The 18,908-nt window shown below is 61.0% G+C and carries 23 protein-coding genes and 1 tRNA gene; 12 read left to right on the top strand and 12 right to left on the bottom strand.

All coding sequences use genetic code 11. From position 1 onward, the window contains the following. Positions 1-283: 283 nt before the first annotated feature. The 6 genes from WS57_RS29575 to WS57_RS29555 form a co-directional block, all read right to left on the bottom strand. On the bottom strand, positions 284-751 hold the full coding sequence (locus tag WS57_RS29575; RefSeq protein ID WP_069245214.1) for a hypothetical protein: 468 nt from the start codon (positions 749-751) through the stop codon (positions 284-286). After that, on the bottom strand, positions 751-1,395 hold the full coding sequence (locus WS57_RS29570) for a hypothetical protein (RefSeq protein WP_069245213.1): 645 nt from the start codon (positions 1,393-1,395) through the stop codon (positions 751-753). Before WS57_RS29570 ends, WS57_RS29575 begins: the two co-directional genes overlap by 1 nt. A 4-nt stretch (positions 1,396-1,399) precedes the next feature. Continuing rightward, entirely contained in the window at positions 1,400-1,882 is a 483-nt protein-coding gene (locus WS57_RS29565) for a hypothetical protein (RefSeq protein ID WP_069245212.1), read from the bottom strand. A gap of 831 nt (positions 1,883-2,713) precedes the next feature. Next, entirely contained in the window at positions 2,714-4,744 is a 2,031-nt protein-coding gene (locus tag WS57_RS29560) for a VapE domain-containing protein (RefSeq protein ID WP_081337679.1), read from the bottom strand. A 96-nt stretch (positions 4,745-4,840) separates the two neighbouring features. Next, on the bottom strand, positions 4,841-5,044 hold the full coding sequence (locus tag WS57_RS37400; RefSeq protein WP_155774374.1) for a hypothetical protein: 204 nt from the start codon (positions 5,042-5,044) through the stop codon (positions 4,841-4,843). Positions 5,045-5,173: 129 nt separating this feature from the next. Next, positions 5,174-5,362 (bottom strand): hypothetical protein, encoded by a 189-nt coding sequence (locus WS57_RS29555; RefSeq protein ID WP_069245210.1) that lies wholly within the window; start codon positions 5,360-5,362, stop codon positions 5,174-5,176. Between the two features lie 699 nt (positions 5,363-6,061). Here WS57_RS29555 and WS57_RS29550 point away from each other — a divergent pair. The 8 genes from WS57_RS29550 (at position 6,062) to WS57_RS29515 (ending at position 11,494) form a co-directional block, all read left to right on the top strand. Further along, entirely contained in the window at positions 6,062-6,634 is a 573-nt protein-coding gene (locus WS57_RS29550; RefSeq protein ID WP_069245209.1) for a hypothetical protein, read from the top strand. A 17-nt stretch (positions 6,635-6,651) separates the two neighbouring features. Beyond that, positions 6,652-7,077: a hypothetical protein gene (locus tag WS57_RS29545; protein WP_069245208.1), complete on the top strand. Its 426-nt coding sequence runs from the start codon at positions 6,652-6,654 to the stop codon at positions 7,075-7,077. Beyond that, entirely contained in the window at positions 7,074-9,104 is a 2,031-nt protein-coding gene (locus tag WS57_RS29540) for a hypothetical protein (protein WP_069245207.1), read from the top strand. The genes WS57_RS29545 and WS57_RS29540 overlap by 4 nt, the downstream gene beginning before the upstream one ends. Positions 9,105-9,108: 4 nt before the next feature. Next, entirely contained in the window at positions 9,109-9,636 is a 528-nt protein-coding gene (locus WS57_RS29535; protein WP_069245206.1) for a hypothetical protein, read from the top strand. A 120-nt stretch (positions 9,637-9,756) separates the two neighbouring features. Further along, positions 9,757-10,362 (top strand): hypothetical protein, encoded by a 606-nt coding sequence (locus tag WS57_RS37395; RefSeq protein WP_155774373.1) that lies wholly within the window; start codon positions 9,757-9,759, stop codon positions 10,360-10,362. A gap of 10 nt (positions 10,363-10,372) precedes the next feature. After that, on the top strand, positions 10,373-10,570 hold the full coding sequence (locus WS57_RS29525) for a hypothetical protein (protein ID WP_155774372.1): 198 nt from the start codon (positions 10,373-10,375) through the stop codon (positions 10,568-10,570). A 90-nt stretch (positions 10,571-10,660) separates the two neighbouring features. Then, entirely contained in the window at positions 10,661-11,194 is a 534-nt protein-coding gene (locus WS57_RS29520) for a hypothetical protein (RefSeq protein ID WP_069245203.1), read from the top strand. Between the two features lie 87 nt (positions 11,195-11,281). Further along, a complete protein-coding gene (locus tag WS57_RS29515; protein WP_069245202.1) occupies positions 11,282-11,494 on the top strand; it encodes a hypothetical protein in 213 nt (70 codons plus the stop codon). A gap of 277 nt (positions 11,495-11,771) precedes the next feature. Here WS57_RS29515 and WS57_RS37390 read toward each other — a convergent pair whose 3' ends face one another. From WS57_RS37390 to WS57_RS37385, 4 genes are all read right to left on the bottom strand, one after another. Continuing rightward, entirely contained in the window at positions 11,772-12,218 is a 447-nt protein-coding gene (locus WS57_RS37390; RefSeq protein WP_155774371.1) for a hypothetical protein, read from the bottom strand. Positions 12,219-12,289: 71 nt separating this feature from the next. Continuing rightward, complete coding sequence (locus tag WS57_RS29510; protein WP_069245201.1) at positions 12,290-12,556, bottom strand: hypothetical protein; 267 nt, start codon at positions 12,554-12,556, stop codon at positions 12,290-12,292. 49 nt (positions 12,557-12,605) lie between these two features. Beyond that, a protein-coding gene (locus tag WS57_RS29505) for an IS3 family transposase (RefSeq protein ID WP_155774291.1) occupies positions 12,606-13,816 on the bottom strand; the annotation gives its coding sequence in 2 pieces (ribosomal slippage) (positions 12,606-13,501 and positions 13,501-13,816; 1,212 coding nt in all). Between the two features lie 78 nt (positions 13,817-13,894). Next, entirely contained in the window at positions 13,895-14,104 is a 210-nt protein-coding gene (locus tag WS57_RS37385; protein WP_155774370.1) for a hypothetical protein, read from the bottom strand. Positions 14,105-14,256: 152 nt separating this feature from the next. Between WS57_RS37385 and WS57_RS29495 the strand changes: the two genes are divergently transcribed. Next, complete coding sequence (locus WS57_RS29495) at positions 14,257-14,949, top strand: hypothetical protein (protein ID WP_236871928.1); 693 nt, start codon at positions 14,257-14,259, stop codon at positions 14,947-14,949. Positions 14,950-15,204: 255 nt separating this feature from the next. Here the strand turns inward: WS57_RS29495 and WS57_RS29490 are convergent. Beyond that, positions 15,205-15,279, bottom strand: a tRNA-Val gene (locus WS57_RS29490). Between the two features lie 82 nt (positions 15,280-15,361). Next, positions 15,362-15,844 carry an Lrp/AsnC family transcriptional regulator gene (locus WS57_RS29485; RefSeq protein ID WP_040127788.1) on the bottom strand — a complete coding sequence of 161 codons (483 nt, stop codon included), beginning with the start codon at positions 15,842-15,844 and terminating at the stop codon, positions 15,362-15,364. A gap of 190 nt (positions 15,845-16,034) precedes the next feature. Between WS57_RS29485 and WS57_RS29480 the strand changes: the two genes are divergently transcribed. The 3 genes from WS57_RS29480 (at position 16,035) to WS57_RS29470 (ending at position 18,808) form a co-directional block, all read left to right on the top strand. Next, entirely contained in the window at positions 16,035-17,249 is a 1,215-nt protein-coding gene (locus WS57_RS29480) for an amino acid aminotransferase (protein WP_059516824.1), read from the top strand. 33 nt (positions 17,250-17,282) lie between these two features. Then, complete coding sequence (locus tag WS57_RS29475) at positions 17,283-17,669, top strand: RidA family protein (RefSeq protein WP_009693673.1); 387 nt, start codon at positions 17,283-17,285, stop codon at positions 17,667-17,669. 68 nt (positions 17,670-17,737) lie between these two features. Continuing rightward, on the top strand, positions 17,738-18,808 hold the full coding sequence (locus WS57_RS29470; protein ID WP_059603410.1) for a porin: 1,071 nt from the start codon (positions 17,738-17,740) through the stop codon (positions 18,806-18,808). Positions 18,809-18,908: the final 100 nt, after the last annotated feature.

Here is an 18,908-nt window from a genome sequence, read left to right as displayed (position 1 = left end):
ATGACATTACTGGAAACAAGGCGAACGGACAATGGGGGCGGCGAATATTCGAGCGCGACCGCCCGCTTAGACAGCTACGGAGCACTTCTAAGCGGAAAATTGGGAGGACGGACGCGACACGGGGCGTTTCTTCAGATCGTTGAAGATACAACTGCCTATGCGCGGCAGGGCCAAGTCAATGACGACGGACGTTTGGCGACCGGTGGGACGCATACGGGACTTTTGATCGTGTTGTACGTACGCGACGGGGTAGTGCGACCGGAGTTGATACCGGTCGCAGAGATCATCGGGAAAGCAAGTCGCGAAGGTGCATGAGGCCGCGCCGGGCGCGTTCGTTCTGCGCCTCTCTGAGCTCGGCCCGTTTGCTTTCGGGCATGGTCGACTCGCCGCGCATCGCACGGTGCGTCGACAGTTGATACAGGCCGTCAGGCTCGGCGGGCTTCGATCGTGGGCGCATGGCGTGCTCGATGCGCTGACGGATGGTCGGCTGCGCTTTCACGTCGGCAGTTGTTTGCACGCACTTTGCGAGGTAGTCGCGGCTTGTCTCCGTGATCTCAGTTTGGAGGGTGAGAGATTCGTCGACGTTGATCGTCGGGTCGATCGCCGCGCCAATACCGGGCGCTTGCTCGGTCCTCCACGCTCCGGGCGTATCGTCGGCCGTACCGCTGTCGAAGAATGTCCCTGCGGGCTTCTTCGCGTCGGTCGACGGTTCGGTTGCGCTCGGCTTTGCGCCCTTGGTGAACAGCCCCATTACGCTTCCTCCTGGTCCGTTTCCGGACGTTTCGATGGATACTTCATCTCTGCTTCCGGTGAGCCGGGTTCGGGGTGACGTTGGATCGGATGGGTGATGCCGCGCAACCAATCGAAGGTGAGGCGCAACGCTGCTATTTCGTCTTCAGCAAGGTCGTCAGAGAACGCAGCCCAGCCGCGCCAACCGTCGTACCAAAAGCAAAATGGCGCGCCGTCTTCTGCCTTCCCTTCGCCTTCGTCACGCGCGATGCTGTCGAGGGCTTCGATGGACTCGCCGCGATCGGCCAGCCATAAGCTCAGGTTGATGAACGCGATGACCCATTCTCCCCAGACTTGACGAGTCGACACGAGCCAATCGAACCATTGCGCGCTCAGGCCGTTCGTCAGGCGATATACCGGGCTGCGCTCGTCGCACGGGTGATCGGGATAAAGTCTGCTATAGCCGAGCGGGTCATAGCGATCGATCATCCCAGTACGGCAGCGCTCGCCCTCCGGCAATACGTCTTCGCGCCCGTACGCCTCGTAGAACCAGCCGAATTCCCGATCCTCTGGCCGTGTCGATTCGAGCACTGCGCGGTTCGCGACGCGCCGCCCGTGGGTGTCGAGCAGGCGCTGATATGTCTCGCGATCGACGGTCGTTGCCATCTGCTTAGTGGACCTTGTGCGCGTCCGCGTTCGCGCTGGGCGTCATCTTCAGCAACTCGTCGAGCGTCACGCCGCTGCGACGGGTGTTGCCCTTCTCGTCGATAATCGTGATGCCGTAGAGCACGTTGAGCTCCTTCGCCGCCGCGATGCGTTCGGTGCGCTTGGCTGACTCGTCGGTCGCGATCGAGATGAGGACGCGCGCGGCGGCCATCGCGTTCCACAACGGACTGTCCATCTTGTCGCGCTTGGCTGCGCCGCTGGCAAAGCCGCCCATGTAGAAGTCGCTCGTCTCGATCATGTCGATGATCGTGTGAGCGTACGGCGAGTGCGCGTACGACGGACCGAATGCGTTTGCCAGCGCCGCGAGCGCCTTGTGGCCGATCACGCGCAGGACGATGTAACGGTGCACCGCCGCGCCGTGGTGCGCTTCGATGCGATCGTTTTTGAAGGTTTCGAGCGGTGCGATACCGTCGTTGTCGTAGGACATGGGCTTGCTCTAGTGATCCGGTGTTACGCGCGAGTATGGCCGCTGCCAATGTCCACGGGTAGGCGTTCGTAGCCGAGCGGGTAGGGCGATAGGCGACGGGGCGACGGCAACTTGTCTCGGAGTGTTCTGGTTGGTCGCGCGGGCTTTCTTCGGGGCTTCCGTTGGGTTCGATCCGGCGCAGGCTCCGACGCATTAAACCGGGGAACGTCCCGCACGAGTCCCGGCGCGTCGCCAACACATGAATCGAGTCGCTGCAACTGCCCTAGCTCGGCAAGGTGCTTGATCCGTCGCAGGTGCACACCGATGCGCCGTTCGTGTTCGTGCGTCGGATATGGCCGCAGGGTGCTGCGCGGATGCGCATTTGAGGAAGGGTCCACGGCTCGTGGTTCGAAGCGGCTTGCCGCGCAGGATGATGGATTGTTCGCGCTTAGAACGCGGTGATAGCCGCAGGGCGCAGGGCGGTCTAAGGATCGCTCTAGCGGATTTTCCTTTGCCTTCAAGCGCTTACTCCTTCTTAGAACCTTAGAACCTTAGATATCGAGACGGAGAAAGTATGTAGAGCGATACAGCGTCTATATATGGTTGCAAACGCGCGTAGATCTAGCTCTAAGGTCTAAGCCCTCACCCGACCAATGTACAAGCCACGCGGCAGTAGGCTCTTCGGTGTTCGATTCCTTAGATATAGGCCGCTGCTTAGAGCAGGAACGTCAGACGATCTAAGCGTCGCCGCACGAGGGCGCATGTCGAATCACACAGCCAAACGTCCGCAGAAACGAAAACGGCGTCACCCGGATCGAGCAACGCCGCCCACGCACGTCGAATAAGGCCGAATCAGAACCGATCGTCCTGCACCTTCGTCGTCTCATCGTCCATCGAAGGATTTCGCTCAGCCAGCCTCTTATCGAACGCGGCTTGGTCCGCCAGCTTAGCAAAGCGATACTTCGGTATGCCACTGGGCTTCACCTCATCAGCGCCGCGCGCCGCCATAGCCTTTCGGAGACCGTTCGGGTGAATCTTCGCTTTGCCGTTCGACAGACCATGAATTACATCGAGCAGTTCAACGCGATCCACGCGCACGCACGTGCTACCGCTTCCGTCACGCATCTGGACAGTCTCCAGCTTCACCTTGCTCAGGGCTAGGTCGAGATAAGTCTCAATATCGCCATCCACGACAATCCCGCGCTCAGCGGCCATCTCGCCCTTGTTGAATTCAAGCACCTGCCGAACGACCTCGCGGACAAAAGCACCATAACCGCTCTCGCCGTTGTCGTTCATCCATTCGGCGCACTCCGCCATGATTTGCCACACGTCATCCTCAAAGCAGATGCCGCGCTCCTTATCATCAAAGATTGCTTCAAAGTCATGACGCCAGCGCGGCTGTCCGCCGACATCCTCCAGTTGACCGCAGAAGAGGGGCATGAAACGCCTGTTGCCGGTCTCGTCACGTTGAAGCTCATACTTATTCCCGTCCAGCATCATGATCCACTGGCGCTGTTGCGTGAATGTACCCTCGAATTTGTAGTGCATCTGATCGGCGACGCGTGTGGTGACGTCTTTGATCTTGTTGGTGTCGGCGCGCGTGAAGCCTGCCATTTCACCAACAGTCGCAATTACGCTATTACCGGTGATGGCTCGCAAGAACTCCATCCAATCTCCATCGAGGTTCAACTGGACCGAATCGGCTTCGTCATCGCCGGTGATGATCTGGCAAAGCTTCTTGGCGAACAGCGATTTGCCGCAACCTTGCGCGCCGATAAGGGCAATAGCGATAGGCGCCAATGATCCAGGAACCATCACGCGGTTGTACAGAGACAACCAGAAGTACTGCCCGACGTTCTGAGTGAGCGGCGTATCACGCAACTCGAAGAGGTCGATTAGCTTTCTCTTCATGCGTGACTGTCCGTCCCATTGCGGGATGTGACGGTTCACGCGGTCTATCAAGTCATTGCGCTCATGGCAAAGCGCGTACTCTTTGACTGCCTCGCGGGCTGCCCTTAGCGATACTCCCTTGAGGCCGGCCGCTGAGAAGGCTTGTACCCAGCATACAACCGGATAGTGGTCGTCAATGATGTTTCCTTCGTGGTCGACGATTCGGCCACGATAGTGGTCGCGATGCGGCCTCTCTTGCTCGTCAGAGAACAGCGCATTTAACACGCAGAGCTTGTTTTCGTCCGTCATCTGCGGCTGCGGGATGAACATATCCCCGTTACGCACCTTTTTGACGTCCTTGAACTGGATTTCCGGCGCCAGCCGTCGGGCGCGCTCGACGATATCGACAGTACGCCGCGCGCCTGCCATACGCTGCTGACGTTCACCCTCTGCGGCAAGCTGCCGCGCTTCAGCTTCCGCCACAGCCTTGTTTCCGTGTTCGAATCCTTCACTCACTTCAAACCATTCGATCCGCGTCGCAGCACGTGCATCGGCCATACGCGCTTCCCTGTCGGCCTCGGCCTTCTTTTGCCGTTCCTCGGACTCCGCGATGACTTTTTTGGCTTCACGGCTTTCGTCACCTTCACTCACTTCGCCCCATTCGATCCGCGTCTCTTCCCGGATCGCAGCCATACGCGCTTCCCTGTCGGCTTCTGCCTGCTTCCGCCGCGCTTCGCCCTCGGCGATCACCTTGGCAGCCTTCTTATCGAGCCCGTCGAACGCCTTTTCAAGCTCACTCAGTTCGTCCGCGCTGGACCGGCGATACCCCACAGCCTCCCCGATCGCCGCGACCGGATTCGTGGCGTCCGGCGTGGTGGGCGGAACGTATTGATCCGTAACGGATTTTTCAGCCGCACTCTTTTCGTCGACATATTCGTTAGGCATACTATATTTACTCGACAACGGTTCCTGATGGTTTGGGGTGTTGCTCATCGCTGTTCCTGTCCGGATGGGTGGTGTTCGGGTACTCTTGTGAGGTTGTTTTAAGCCGCTACGGTTCGCTCGCCGCAGCGGCTTTTCTTTTGGCCGTCATTCGTTCTCACGTCTCGCCGGTCGGCAGCTTGCACGCATGCCACTATGGCTCGCGAGCGCGGCGGGGCGCGCGTCGATCGCATGGATCACCGCACGGCGCATAAATTCGCTCGGATTTACGTTCAACTCGGCAGCAGCAGCGCGCAGCCGCTCGCGAAGCTCGATCGATGCAGTACAGAAAAGTGTGATATCGCCTTCCATGACTTTCTCCTTCGGCTGGATGGCTTAGTATCTAATCGATCGATGTGTTCACGTGTTCCACCGTCGCGACCGTTCGACGCCAAGCGAAGCGCGGCAGATCGATTCCGCCGCGCTACGTCTGAACGCTAGTCAGTTGCCGTTCTTCTTCGCATAGAAGCCGCGATTGAACATGTGCCGCTGGGCCTGTCGCGCGGCGACGGCTCTAGCTTTCGGATTAACAAACGAAAGGACGTACAGAAGCGCGTCGCGGTCCATGCCGATGTCAAGTCGGCCTTCCACGATAGCGGCGATGGTCTTTGCGGTGTTGACGGTTGTCATGATGGTCTGTTCCTTACAAATTTTGAGGGTTGGCCCTTCGCTTCAAAAAGGTTGTTCTGTCGCTTTGCGCGACCGAACGAAGCGTGGCGGGGTTCTCTGTAGGACAGACCGTGCGGGATGTGCCGGTGCTCATGTGAGCAACGACATTTGACTAAATCGTAGTGACAGACGCAAGTGGTTTATTTCGCTGCGTCGACTTGCATTGTTCATTGACTTATGGGAAGAGGGCGCGCCGCGCACCATGCGGCTTCGACTTCCGGATAGGCGACATCATTGACCACCGCGTCTTCACTCATCGCCTTCGGCCTCCGAAACGGTCGCATCGCTTGTAAGCTGCTCGGCGTCCATAGTGCTGTAAGTGAACCGGCTCCAACGCTTCCGCGCGGCCCTCATCGCGTCGCTCTCCGGACCTTTCTTTTGAGTCGACCTCGCGACTCCATCACGAACATCGACACCGAAAAAGGCATCTCTGAACTTGTCACCGGCGAAACGTGATTCTCCGACAGTAGGAAATGAAACAGGCGACATATTTCCACCGAGGCAATGTATTGGACGGGAGGGTAGTTGTCCGCGGCGTGTTCGCGCTATATACAAGAAGCGAGTGTTATACGCGTTTCGCGAACATATAGCTGCAAGGGAGAATCCCGACAGAGGTCGAACGGCTCGGCCTCAAAAATATCATATGGACAACATACCATCATGGGCGCGACCACGAACCCCCTCCACGCAATCCGCATCCGTTACAGCGAATACGCACCCCTCCAGCCCGAAGACTTCGGCAATCGTTCCGTCGTCCGCGCTCTGTTCGAGCCGGTCGACCGTCGCAAGCACGCGATGCTGCGCGCGGCCGGGTACAGCGCGGCGGAATCGTTTATGGCCGTGTTCGGACACCTCTTCATCGCGACGCCCGAAGCCCTCGCGCTCGCGGCGGACGCGTACGAAACCACGAACACCTTCACCATCGAGCTTGGTGAAGCACTCGCGACTGTCGATCCGGCGCTGCGTGACGTGCTGCTGACCCAGAACGTCGAACAGTTCGCCGCGCTCGCCAAGGTTGCTGCGGCAGATGCCGAACCGCTGTTGAAGGAGTACCGTCCGGCGCAGCACTTGCACCCGATCGAATCCAACTTCGAGGAGTTCGACGCGGTCATCGCCATGCGGCAGAAGGAAATTGACGACGCGGCGAACGAAGATGCGCGGAACGCGAACTGGTGCGCTCCGCAGCAGCGCATCAGCGAGTCCGGCGCGACGCGTCCGGGCGACTTCGAGTAAGCAGGAGGGCGGAAGACATGAACGCAAACACGATCAAGATCAAAACGAGCAAGGGTGAGAAGGACGTGACGCTTCATGTCTTCCCAGCTTTCGCGGGCTTCGATCTCAACCGGCGCTACCGCGTCGACTACCGGATGGAGAACGCGGATGCGCGCAAGCGTCTCGCGTACACGCTGGACGTGCTGGAGCACGCTGAGATCGACGGCGCGCGGCTCGACACCGAATCGGCGGTGAACGAGGCGCTGGAAACGTGGAAGAACGTCGAAGCCGTGTTCCACGCCGTCCTCGCGCACAATGAGGTCGATCTGGAACTGGCCGAGGAAAAGGCGCGCTGGTTCGAATATGCTGGTGCCGAACTCGCTACATCGTTCATCGCGGAAGCGGGCGCGCTACTCGCTCCCCTCGCGCAGATTCTCGATCAGAATAAAGAGGTCAGCGCATGAGTGACGATATCGATCGATTCGTGCTCGCGTACACCGTCGATCTGCGCGACTCGATTGCGCGGCTCGAAGCACTCAACGAAAAGGTCAGTAAGGTCGGCAAGGGCAGCGATAACCTGAGGGGGAAGGTCGGTCACGAATTGAAGGGCGCGCTGGACGATCTGACGAATTCGTTCGGCGGACTCGAAGGAACGTTGGGCCGCGTCATCGGCCGTCTCGGTGCCGTCGGGGGCGCGGCTGGTGTCGCGGCTGCGGGTGTCGCAGCGGCTGTCGCGCTCGCCGCCAAAGGCATCCGCGACATGAACGCGATGCAAGACCTGTCCTACAAGACGGGCATAGGCACGCTGTCGATGGAGGCCATCCAGCGCAATGTCTCGAAGTTCTCGAACGGGCGTGTCGACCGCGACATGACCAAGGGCGGCATGGAGAGCTTCGGCAACTTCTGGAAGGACGCGTACAAGAACCCGACAGGCAAAGCGTCGCTGGCGATGCTGCGGATGGGCGTAAACGTTCGCGAGCTTGGGCCGAATGCCGCGTTCGGCGCGGCGGCGGACTGGCTGCACGCGCATCAAGGGCCGGAAGCGCTCGCCATCGGCAACCAGATCGGGTGGAATCCAAACCTCACGAACGCGATCGCGGCACGCGGCAAGTCGATCAACTCGCTCGATTCGCTCACCACCGATCAGATCAACGAACACTCGAAAGCGCAGGAAGCCGCAAACCGCGTGAACAAGTTCGTGGGCGATCTGAACGAGACGTTGAGCGAATGGAAGTTCGAAGCGGCCGACAAGGTCATCAACTTCTTCCAGACTGTCGGACACGTTCTCGGCGGCGCGATGGCGCGCATCGGCCAAGCGCAGATCGATAGCAGCAACGCGCAGATGGCGGCACTCGGCATCGACCCAAACAAGATCGCCACCAAGCCGAAGGAAGTCACCGAGGCCGAGAAGAAGAAAGCGAAGGAAGAAGCCGACACGGCAGAGAAGGCGCGCAAGACCGCCGAGAAGCAGGCCGAAGATCAGGACGCGGCCGCGAAGGCACAAGCGAACGCTGACGGTCAGTGGCAGCAGATCATCGACCTGTTCAGTTCGTCCGTCTCGAAGTTCGCGGCAGCGGTCGACCAAAACCAGATGCTGGCGGCTTGGGCCGGTGAGATCGGGAAGGCGAACGGCCTGCCGGGTTCCTCGAACGACATCCGGAACGCCGCTAACCCCGGCGCGGCCGCGCGCGGCCTTCGCAACAATAACCCCGGCAATATCGAATACGGCTCCTTCGCGAAGTCGCAAGGCGCGATCGGCTCGGACGGGCGCTTTGCCATCTTTCCGTCAATGGAGCAGGGCGCAGCCGCGCGGAAAACCCTCCTGGACAAAAACTATTTTGCGAAGGGCTTGGACACGCCGCGCAAGATCATCAACAAGTACGCTCCGGGCAACGAAAACGACGTTCCCAAGTATCTCGCATACCTGAAGTCCAAGGGCTTCGATCCCGACATGCCGGTGAAGGATCGCGACGCGTTCAGCGCGGCCGTCATGGCGCACGAGTCTGGTTACAACAGTGGGCGCGGCATCGGTGAAAGCCGCGCGAAAATCCAGCGCCGTGAAGTCCAGGTACAGCTCGCCGGAGCGCTCGGCGTTCCGTTGTCGCAGGTTCAGCGCGGCGGCGTGTCGAAGGGTGACGCGCAGTTCGCGCTTCAACAAGCGCAGACGGGTGTATCGAACCACATCTACCAGCTTCGTAAAGAGTTGCTGAACCCGATGCTGCCGCCGCTTAAGCGCGGACAGATCCAGATGGAAATTCGTGACCAGCAGCGCGGCCTGAACCTGATGCAGCAGTACTCGGGCGGTATCGAGGCCGGCCAAAAAGCGGGCGGGCGCATGCTCACGGAAGGTCAGATTCCGGCGATCAGCATCCAGAACGTCATCAACGGCGGTCAGCAAGACTCGAAGGCCATCGCGGAAGAGGTCACCCGACAGCTTCGTAAGGCGCTGCTCGACGTGCTCAATCAAAACGCGAACGGCATCAAGGGGTAACGGTATGGCGCGGCAGACAAAAGAGTTCGAATCGTTCGGCGTCCGCTACCGCATCCAGCAGATGTCGGCGTTCGAGGCGTTCGCCTTCGTCATGATGAACGAAGAACCGAACCCGATCGATATCCTGCGCAGCAGCGCGGCCGAGGCGAAGGTGGACGGGCGCTGGGTCGCGCTCGATTCGGCCGAGGCCGTCGATGCATACGTTCGGGACGTGGCCGGGGCGCTCCAGCCGCGCGCAGTCCTGAACGGCCTTGTTCGGGTCGCGACCGATTACAGCTGGGGCTTCCTGAACACGCGTAAACAGGAGAAGGTGCCTTCGTATCTTCGATCCGATTCGACCGTGCGCAGTGTTGATGGTGTATCGCCGATCATGGGCGCGATCATCGCGACGGGGAAGGCGAGTTTGCGTGAGCTACAGGAGTTTTACTCCTTGGCAGACGCCTTCCAGATTTTCGACGTCATCTTTGCCGATCAATTGAATAAGGCGCAAGCCTCGTATGACGCCGCGCAGGCGATGAAGGCGAAGCGGTAGCGATCCGATCCATGTCGCGCTGGTGATCTGGTACATCGGTAGACACGGAGAATCGTACTTGAGCGAACGATTCTCCTTCGCTTTTAACAATATGGATATCTTATCAATGTGGAGAAAGAAATGACCACCCGTATGAGCCACGACAAAATCCCGCACAACCAACGCGTTCCTCGCAACAAGGCAAAAACCGCGCGCGACGCTGTTACGCCGTCCGTTCGCGGCATCACCGGCATCACCCCGTCCGTTCGCGGAATCGCCCTCCGCAAGATCACAGGCAGCGACCCGGTAGCGGACGCTCTGCGGAAGGCAACGAAGATCGCTGTTGGTCTTGACGCGCTCGTGACGGCGCAAAAGCTCGCGGCCGAAACTGGCGATGCGGAACTCGCCGCGCTCGTGAACAGCCCGAAGCTCATGAAGGCAGTCGACCGCGCAATCAAGCGCCTCGGTTGCGATGTAGACCTCTTCACGAATCGCCCCACCGAAGGCGATCCGAACGTCACGGCAGGCCTGATCGGCGACTCGCGCGGCCAATGGCACGCGATGGACCATCACACGCGCCTTCAGATGGAGCAAGCCGCCAAGAAGGCCGCCGAATTGCGCTCCACGATGGCGCTCGATACGGCGCAGAACAAGGTGCGAGCCCAGTTCGGCCTCGACCCCGTGCCGGTCGACGCAGACACGCTGTACGGCCTGTTCGGCCGCGAGAGCAAGCGCAGCGATGTGTAAGGAGCCTACGATGAACATCGCTAAAAGCATCCACCACACCCTGACTAACGAACGGGAAGACGATTCCCTCATTCGGTATCAGTCTGCGCGAGCCTACCTGACGGAAGCATCGGCGAACGCTGGCGAATCGGCCGAAGGTCAGGAAAAGCTCATCGGTGCGCTGTACACGTTTATTCGCGCTGCGGACCGTCTCGCCGAAACGACCTAGAAGCTCAAAGCAAGCAACCGCTGATAGAACGGCCCGCCGCGCCCTGATCGAATCGACGGGCGCGGCAATATAAATAAGGATGACGAAAGTATGAGAAACGAACATAAAGTCGACGCGAACAAGCGCTATCTGCTCGCTCATCTGACCGCCAAGTTATTCCGGCTCGCCTCCATTAACAATGAAGGCTTCGAACCGACCCAACTGCCAGATTTTCAACTGATCCCGAAGATCGTCCTCACCTCGTTCAAGTCAGGCGACCAGAGCGATACCGGAACCTACAACAAAATCACCATGTTCTGCGGCGTATTCGCGAAAGGCATGGACTACACCACTCTGCCATTCGTCGTATCGTTCAATTACCGGGCAGGCGTGCCGCGCGCTGCTCTCGGGCAGTTCGCTATCGGCTGTCGCGTCGCGACACGTGAGCGCATTCTGGCGTTCCTGTCGGTGATCGACTACCTGGAGCTGCTGGGTGACTTGCCGGGTGGGTCGCTGGAAGATCACGCACGCCGCCTCACGAAGAGCGGAAAGCTCACGGAGCGCGTGGCGATCGTCGACGAGTACCAGGAGTTCTGTACCCGCGCGGCACGTGACCTCCCGTATGACGACCTAATCGCCGCGTGAAGAAGGTGGTCGTGGTGCTGATCGTCCTATGGGCGATCTTCAAAGCGATGCTCGGCATCGAGCTTATGTACCAGAGGTGGAAGAACGATGAGTGACGGAATCCATTTCATGAGCCGCGAAGAGTTTGACCGGCTGTGGGAGAGCGGCGAACAGGACAAAATTTGGAGCCGTGAGAAGGCGATCGAGGCGCTGGAAAAGATGACGAAGTTTGGCAGCGGTAACCGGCTTACGCGCGCGGCGGCTCGCCGCGAACTGGAGCAGGTTCGTGCTGATGCGCCCGACGGTGCGTCGCGCGTGTAGGATCGACCGGGGGCGCGGCTCGGGAGGGCTGGGAATGCCGAAGCTAGGCCGGGAGAGTCGAAAGGCTCCCCGGTCTTTCTCTTGGGCGTTAGACCTTTGTGCCTGGACATATCGATAATCGCCGCAGCGATCGACCGTCCGGCCCGTCGCCGGTCTAGCCGCGCGGGCGGCGCTTTTACACAGTGTCCATTCGGGTGGCACCGTCCCGCCAGCGCCCTTCGCCGCAACGCTTCCACGCCGGTCCGCGCGGCGACAGCCTAGACGGGGCAGGGTGCGTTTATTGGCGGCTATATTTTCGCCAGCTTTCAAGGTGCAGTTGATTGTCTGGTACGCCGGAAATCTGCTCAAGCACCAGCCAGACCGCATCATGGATCATGATGTTTCGGTTTCGAAAGTCGGAGTAAAACTGATTAAGGCCATCGACGATTTGTCCGACGGTCACGTTGGTAAGATATTTTTGAGATTCCGTGTTGTAAGAGTCAAGAGCACTCCCTGCCTTGGAACGCCCGTCTTTACTCATAACGTCCCATTTCCACTGCGAGAAATTTGCACCGAGTCGCATGCCTTCCATGAATCCAAGGACATAGTCAAGGTGGGAGGATGCGGACTGTGTCGACCAGAAGTTGCCGTTTTGGATCAGATCGTCGGCTGATGCTGGCCTGGGAAGGGTGGAAATCGTGGTCGAGAGTGCAATTGCCGCGACCACCACGGTGAGCGCTTTCATTGTCAAGGTCTCCTTCTTGTTTCCTGCGGAAGCGATATCACATATCTTGGCAGGGAAATCTGGTCGAATTGCTATTGCTTCTGGCTCATACGTGCAGCCGCTATTGCTGTTTGCTGCTGGCCGATTTGACGACGAGTATCATCATCGGCCGCAAGTTCGCCGCGATACTTTTCGACTAATGTTGCTAGGCTCATCTTGATCTTGTGCGCGACAACTAGCTCGGTCTCCAACTGCGCTTCGGATAGAGCGGCAAAGTCCGTGCCTTCACTTCGGATGGACGCTCCGATCTGTTCGATTGTCGTGCGGTCAGTTTCAAGTGCCTGTTCCCAGATGACCATCGCGCCTGATCTGCCAAGTGGAGTTGACCCTGTAATCCCGGACACGGCATCACACTAAGGTTGCTGAATCCATCGAGCGCCGGAACTCGCGAGGCGAGCGGTATTTCAGCGCGCTATGGGGATGCTTCTCGTTGTAATGCTCGAACGCGATGGCCAAGTTGCGTGCGGCAGTCGCTGCGTCCGGCTTCGGCATGAAGGCGACGTAGTCGCGTTTCATCGTCTTCACGAAGCTCTCTGCCATCCCATTACTTTGTGGGCTGCACACCGGTGTGGTCAATGGCTTCAGGCCGATGGCCACTGCGAACCGGCGCGTGTCGTCGGCCGTGTAGCCCGAACCGTTGTCGCTCAGCCACTCGATTTCGGACGGGGTATGCAGTTCGTTGCCAAACCGATTTTCCACTGCAGCCAGCATCACGTCGCGCACGATGTCGCCGCTGTGACCTGCTGTCGTGGCTGCCCAGCTCATCGCCTCTCGGTCGCAGCAATCCAGCGCAAACGTCACCCGCAGCGGCTCGCCGTTGTCGCAGCGGAACTCGAAGCCGTCCGAGCACCATCGCTGATTGCTGCGCGCGACGGCCACCTTGCCATCGTGCCGACGTTGCGGCCGAGGCGGGGCTGGACGCCGTTGCATCAGCAGACCGTGAGTGCGCATGATGCGATAGATGCGCTTCGCATTGAACGGCACCTGTCCGGCAGCAATGCGTTCATTGCGCAGCGAGCCCCACACCCGGCGATAGCCATAGCTGGGCAAATCGCCGACGACTCGGCGGATTTCCTCGACCACGCTCGCATCGTCCGTCTGCCGCGATTGACGGCCATCGCGCCACGTCGCCGGACGCGACAGTCGTGCCGATACGTTCGAGCGCGACACGCCGAGAACTTCACAAACCAGTTTCACTGGTCGTCCTCCGGCAGCGAGGGCGAGTGCGCTATCCATTTTTTTGCCCGGCCGTACTCGACTGCTTCGCGGAGAATCTCGTTCTCCATGGTCTTCTTGCCGAGCATCCGTTGCAGCTCGCGAATCTGCTTGAGCGCGTCGGCCAGCTCTGAGGCCGGAACCACTTCCTCGCCAGCCTTGACCGCTGACAGGCTCCCATCCTGGTACAGCTTGCGCCAGTGGAACAGCTGGTTCGGGTTCACGCCGTGCTGCCGCGCGACCATCGAAACCGACTTCCCTGGTTCGAAACTCTCGCGAACCATCGCCAGCTTTTGCTCCGCCGTCCAGCGCCGCCGGCGCTCCGGGCCCGTCAACACTTCCATCACTTCCTGCCTGGTGTTAGTCAAAAACACAGTCTTATGCCTACCCGTTATTGTAAGTGGGTGACTGTGTCCGGCGTTTCAGGGGGCTGCTCCACCAAGTCCTCTGGCGGCGAGCGTTGCTCTTCGCGAGCCAGCGGCGGAGGCCATCAATTCTCGAAGCATGGTGACCGACTCGCGCGCTTCTCCCAAATCCTTCCGAAGTGCCAGTCGCATGTCCAGAGCCTTGATCTGGTTGCTGCGCCGGTAACCGACGTAACCCATCACTGCGCCGAACAGTCCAGTTGCCATTCCGACATAACCAGCCCAATCCGAATCGGCCATTTGGTCCCCCGATCTGGTAATTTTCGCTTTGGCATTCTGCCACCGACATAACCAACACGGCAGAGCTTTTCTACAGGGGCAGGTTGATGGCGTGGGTCGCGGATATAGCGAAGGATGCAGTGAAGAGTGTCGTGGGGGCGGCCTTGTTATCAGGCTTGGCAATGGTGTGGCAGCACTATTACGGAAGTACTGCTGAGTCTGCCTACAAAAAATTGGTTTCGCCCGTGGAGCTATCTCAATGGCAGTTGTGGCTATGGGGCGCTGCTACGGTGTTCCTCGTAATCTTCGGTGTGTCATCAACTCTTCGCAGACGGACGGCTGACGGAGCAGCTGCTGTTTCGAGCAATGCTGCACTCGATCCGAAGATCGAAATCTGCACTGAAGACAAGCCGCCATATCAGATCACCGACGTTAAAGCCGGACGCGTCGAGAGCACGGTCAAGGTTGGCATTAAGAACGCGGGCGGCAAGACGCTTTCAAACTGCAAGGTTTACATCGACCGAATTGCACCGCCTACCAATTCGCCAGGAGGCGATACGCATTTGCTGGAAGGGGGTGGCTTCCACCTACGGCATGACGATCCGGAAAAGCTCTTGGACATCGCGTCTCATTGGGATCACCTCGACAAGTTCAAGTTCAGTACACCCATATCTGGTGGATTTTTCGACAGTTCTGTCTATATGGAAGATGGAACGAAGCGAACGTTCGCGGTGCGGGTTGTGGCGACCGAGTGTGAGCGATCGGCCCTGTTCGAGATAGAGACTGACGCGGCGAAGCGCCTGCACCTGAAGTTCCTCAACTACATCAACTGAGTTGGAGGTTATGAAGGCGAAGTTGGAGTGTTACGGGGCGGCGAGACTGCCGCATGCGTCCTTCAGGGTAAACTTACGGAGCCTGACCGATCCCGGTCGGGCGCAACCAACCCGAAGACGCAGAATCTGACGGGACGCAGGCGGGACTTGAACTGTCCCGTGGCGCCGCTAGAAGAGGGGGCGTGGAAAAGAAAAAAGGGCTTACGCATCTCTGCATAAACCCTTGATTTTCCGGCATTTCTGCCTTGAATTCTTTGGTGGGCGGTACTGGGATCGAACCAGTGACCCCTGCCGTGTGAAGGCAGTGCTCTACCGCTGAGCTAACCGCCCAAAGAAGCTGAAATTATGTCAGAGCTTTTCGGGTTCGTAAAGCACTTTCTGCAAATTTTTTTCGGGCGCACGCACGAACCGGTCAGGCGGCCGTCGACGGCTCGACCAGGTCGAGGATCGACCCGTCCCGCTTGAGCGTCGCGAGCACGATGCTCGAATTGATCGACATCACGCCCGTCGCGCGGTGCAGCCGGTTGATCACGAAGTCCGAGTAGTGGTCGAGGTCGCGCGCGCGTACCGTCAGCACGTAGTTCGAGCCGCCCGTCACGATCTGCGCGGCGACGACTTCCGGCCACTGCCGGATCGCCTCCACGAACCTGTCGTGCCACTCCGGCACGTCGGGCCGCATCGACACATGCACGAGCGCCTCGAACGCGACGCCGACCTTCTTCGGCTCGATCGTGCAGCGATAGCCGGAAATCGCGCCGCGTTCCTCGAGCAGCTTCACGCGCCGCAGGCACGCGGACGGCGACAGCGCGACCGCGTTCGCCAGGTCCTGATTGCTGATGCGGCCGTCGCGCTCGAGGTGTCGCAGGATCCGCATATCGGTTCGGTCCAGAGCCATATCGCAGAATCCGATAAAAATTGAGATAGAAGCCGCAGACTCTACTGCAAACGGCCGGATTCGTCATCGAAAAGTGAAGCTCATTCTATTTCGTCCCCGATAACATGCGCCCCATGCCTTGACCGCACGGCCCGTCGCGACACGCGTCGCCGGCCGTGCCGCCGCCTTCCACCTTCACGTCATTTTCGCCATGTACGAACACATTCCCGCCTATCCGGGCGATCCGATCCTGTCGCTGTTCCAGGCGTTCCAGCAGGACGCGCATCCGCACAAGGTCAACCTCAGCATCGGCCTGTACTACGACGACGCGGGCCGCATTCCGGTGCTCGACAGCACGCGCATCGCGGCCGAGCGTCTGCACGAGGCCGCCGCGCCGCACACCTATCTGCCGATGGAAGGGCAGGCCGCGTATCGGCAGGGCGTGCAGCGTCTCGTGTTCGGCGCCGACTGCGCGGCGCTCGCGCAAGGGCGCATCGCGACGCTGCAGACGCTCGGCGGCTCGGGCGCGATCCGGCTCGGCGCGGAATTCGTGAAGCGCTACTTCCCGGACAGCGCGGTCTGGATCAGCGACCCGACCTGGGACAACCATCGCGTGATCCTGTCGGCGGCGGGCCTCGACGTGCATACGTATCCGTACTACGACGAAGCGCGCAACGCGCTGCGCGTCGACGCGATGCTCGCGACGCTCGATGCGCTGCCCGCACGCAGCGTCGTGCTGCTGCAGCCGTGCTGCCACAACCCGACCGGCCTCGACCTCGACCGCGACGCGTGGCGCGCGGTGATCGAGGTGCTCGCGCGGCGCGGGCTGATCCCGTTCCTCGACATGGCGTACCAGGGTTTCGGCGACGGCCTTGCCGAGGACGCGTGGGCCGTGCGCGCCATCGTCGACGCAGGGCTGCCGGCGATCGTCGGCAATTCGTTCTCGAAGAATTTCTCGCTGTACGGCGAGCGCGTCGGCGGGCTGTCGGTGGTCTGCGCGAGCGCAGGCGAGGCCGCGACGGTGCTGAGCCAGTTGCAGGCCGGCGTGCGCCGCACCTATTCGAGCCCGCCGCTGTTCGGCGCGCAGCTCGTGTCGACGGTGCTGAACGACGACGCGCTGCGCGCGCGCTGGGAAGACGAGGTGGCGCAGGTGCGCACGCGCATCAAGCGCATGCGCGGCGCGCTGAAGGAACGGCTCGATGCGCGTCTGCCCGGGCGGTCGTTCGATGCGCTCGTCGCGCAGCGCGGGATGTTCAGCTACACGGGCATCGCGGCGGCCGAGGTCGATCGCCTGCGCGCTTCGCACGGCGTCTATCTGCTGCGCTCGGGACGCCTGTGCATCGCGGGCCTGAACGACGCGAACGTCGACCACGTCGCGGCCGCGATCGCCGACGTGCTCGGCAGCCCGTCGCGCCGGGCCGCCTGAGCGCCCCGTTACCGATTCGAAGGAGGAAACACGATGGCAGAAACGATTCCGGTCGACTTGCCGCCGCTCGCGCAGCCGTTCTCGTGGGCGACCCGCGCGGCCGGGCTGATGTTTACCGGCCACGGACCGGTCGATGCCGCCGGCGCGATCGTCGGCGACACGATGGCGGAACAGGCGCGCGTCACGCTCGGCAATCTCGCGAAGGCCGTCGCGGCGGCCGGCGCGACGATGGACGATGTCGCACAGGTGCTCGTGTACCTGTCCGACGTGCAGGCGATGGCCGAATTCGACGCCGAGTACCGGCGTCATTTCCGCGCGCCTTATCCGAACCGCACGTGCGTCGGCGTGCAGGGCTTCGCGCATCCGGCGATGCGTGTCGAACTCGTCGCATACGTCGCGCTGCCGACGGTGCGCACCTAGCAGGAAAGCCGCCTGCGGGCGGTTTGCATCACCACACCACAATCATCAGAACAGGCTTGGAGGAGCACATGAGGAGAATTCGTCGATTGGCAGTCCCGATGACGGCAGGAATGTTCGTCGCCGGCGGCGCGATGGCGCAGGGCAGCGTGACGCTGTACGGCATCGTCGACCAGAGCGTCCGCTACACGACGCATGCAGACGCGTCGAACGACGCGAGCGTGCAGATGACCAACGGCGCCATCACCAACAGCCGCTGGGGCCTGAAGGGCAGCGAAGCGCTCGGCGGCGGGCTGAAGGCGATCTTCCAGCTCGAAAGCGGCTTCGAGCCGCAGAACGGGCAGCTCGACGGCGCATTGTTCGGCCGCTACGCGTATGTCGGCCTGGCGGGCGGCTGGGGCGCGGTGAAGCTCGGCCGGCAGGCGACCGAGGCGTTCAACCTGTTCGGCGACCTCGACCCGCTGACGGTCGGCAACTACACGGCGAACATGTGGCCGTACTTTCTCACGCAGGGGCGCGCGAGCAATGCGGTCAGCTACGACGGCACGTTCGGCGGGCTGAACGTCGGCGCGAGCTACGGCTTCGGCGGCGTCGCGGGCAGCCTCGGCGCGAATGCGTACTGGGGCGCGCACGCGTCGTATACGCAGGGCGGCCTGATGATCGGCGCAACGTACCAGCAGGTGCGCGACCTGAACAGTCGCGCGCAGCAGGCGTGGGGCGCGGGTGCGCGCTACGCGTTCGGCGCGGCGACGCTGTATGCGGGCTATCTCGGCGGCATCGACCGTTCGGGCGTGCTCGACCGGCAACTGCTGAATGCGCCGGGGCGCGACGTGAGCTACGGTTCGTTCGTCGACAACCCGCGCCGCGACGCGATCTTCTACGCCGGCGCGAGCGTGAAGCTCTCGCCGGCGGTTTCGGTAACGGGCGTCGCGTACTACGACGACATCCGCAACGTGAACGGCGTCGCCGGTAACGGCGGCAAGCGCTGCACGGGCGTGCTCGAGGCGGAATACGCGCTGTCGAAGGCGACCCAGGTCTACGCGACGGTCGACTACAACCGCGTCACCGGCGGCGCGTTCACCGAGATGCCGGGCCGCGGCAACCAGACCGGCGTCGCAGCCGGCCTGCGCCACATGTTCTGAGTGCGCGGCGTGCGTCGCGCCGCGGCAGCCGGAGAGACCGGCGCCGCGCCGCACGCCGTCGCGGCTTCGACCAGACAATCGCTTTCGAACGAGGTCATTC

Source organism: Burkholderia pseudomultivorans (assembly GCF_001718415.1).
Taxonomy (GTDB): Bacteria; Pseudomonadota; Gammaproteobacteria; order Burkholderiales; family Burkholderiaceae; genus Burkholderia; species Burkholderia pseudomultivorans_A.
This window is presented reverse-complemented; position numbering and strand designations above follow the sequence as displayed.

What these genes read in the sequence shown, in the direction of transcription:
- WS57_RS29575 (WP_069245214.1), bottom strand. Translation starts at nt 751, where the DNA reads ATGGGGCTGTTCACCAAGGGCGCAAAGCCGAGCGCAACCGAACCGTCG.
- WS57_RS29570 (WP_069245213.1), bottom strand. Translation starts at nt 1,395, where the DNA reads ATGGCAACGACCGTCGATCGCGAGACATATCAGCGCCTGCTCGACACC.
- WS57_RS29565 (WP_069245212.1), bottom strand. Translation starts at nt 1,882, where the DNA reads ATGTCCTACGACAACGACGGTATCGCACCGCTCGAAACCTTCAAAAAC.
- WS57_RS29560 (WP_081337679.1), bottom strand. Translation starts at nt 4,744, where the DNA reads ATGAGCAACACCCCAAACCATCAGGAACCGTTGTCGAGTAAATATAGT.
- WS57_RS37400 (WP_155774374.1), bottom strand. Translation starts at nt 5,044, where the DNA reads ATGGAAGGCGATATCACACTTTTCTGTACTGCATCGATCGAGCTTCGC.
- WS57_RS29555 (WP_069245210.1), bottom strand. Translation starts at nt 5,362, where the DNA reads ATGACAACCGTCAACACCGCAAAGACCATCGCCGCTATCGTGGAAGGC.
- WS57_RS29550 (WP_069245209.1), top strand. Translation starts at nt 6,062, where the DNA reads ATGGGCGCGACCACGAACCCCCTCCACGCAATCCGCATCCGTTACAGC.
- WS57_RS29545 (WP_069245208.1), top strand. Translation starts at nt 6,652, where the DNA reads ATGAACGCAAACACGATCAAGATCAAAACGAGCAAGGGTGAGAAGGAC.
- WS57_RS29540 (WP_069245207.1), top strand. Translation starts at nt 7,074, where the DNA reads ATGAGTGACGATATCGATCGATTCGTGCTCGCGTACACCGTCGATCTG.
- WS57_RS29535 (WP_069245206.1), top strand. Translation starts at nt 9,109, where the DNA reads ATGGCGCGGCAGACAAAAGAGTTCGAATCGTTCGGCGTCCGCTACCGC.
- WS57_RS37395 (WP_155774373.1), top strand. Translation starts at nt 9,757, where the DNA reads ATGACCACCCGTATGAGCCACGACAAAATCCCGCACAACCAACGCGTT.
- WS57_RS29525 (WP_155774372.1), top strand. Translation starts at nt 10,373, where the DNA reads ATGAACATCGCTAAAAGCATCCACCACACCCTGACTAACGAACGGGAA.
- WS57_RS29520 (WP_069245203.1), top strand. Translation starts at nt 10,661, where the DNA reads ATGAGAAACGAACATAAAGTCGACGCGAACAAGCGCTATCTGCTCGCT.
- WS57_RS29515 (WP_069245202.1), top strand. Translation starts at nt 11,282, where the DNA reads ATGAGTGACGGAATCCATTTCATGAGCCGCGAAGAGTTTGACCGGCTG.
- WS57_RS37390 (WP_155774371.1), bottom strand. Translation starts at nt 12,218, where the DNA reads ATGAAAGCGCTCACCGTGGTGGTCGCGGCAATTGCACTCTCGACCACG.
- WS57_RS29510 (WP_069245201.1), bottom strand. Translation starts at nt 12,556, where the DNA reads ATGGTCATCTGGGAACAGGCACTTGAAACTGACCGCACGACAATCGAA.
- WS57_RS37385 (WP_155774370.1), bottom strand. Translation starts at nt 14,104, where the DNA reads ATGGCAACTGGACTGTTCGGCGCAGTGATGGGTTACGTCGGTTACCGG.
- WS57_RS29485 (WP_040127788.1), bottom strand. Translation starts at nt 15,844, where the DNA reads ATGGCTCTGGACCGAACCGATATGCGGATCCTGCGACACCTCGAGCGC.
- WS57_RS29480 (WP_059516824.1), top strand. Translation starts at nt 16,035, where the DNA reads ATGTACGAACACATTCCCGCCTATCCGGGCGATCCGATCCTGTCGCTG.
- WS57_RS29475 (WP_009693673.1), top strand. Translation starts at nt 17,283, where the DNA reads ATGGCAGAAACGATTCCGGTCGACTTGCCGCCGCTCGCGCAGCCGTTC.
- WS57_RS29470 (WP_059603410.1), top strand. Translation starts at nt 17,738, where the DNA reads ATGAGGAGAATTCGTCGATTGGCAGTCCCGATGACGGCAGGAATGTTC.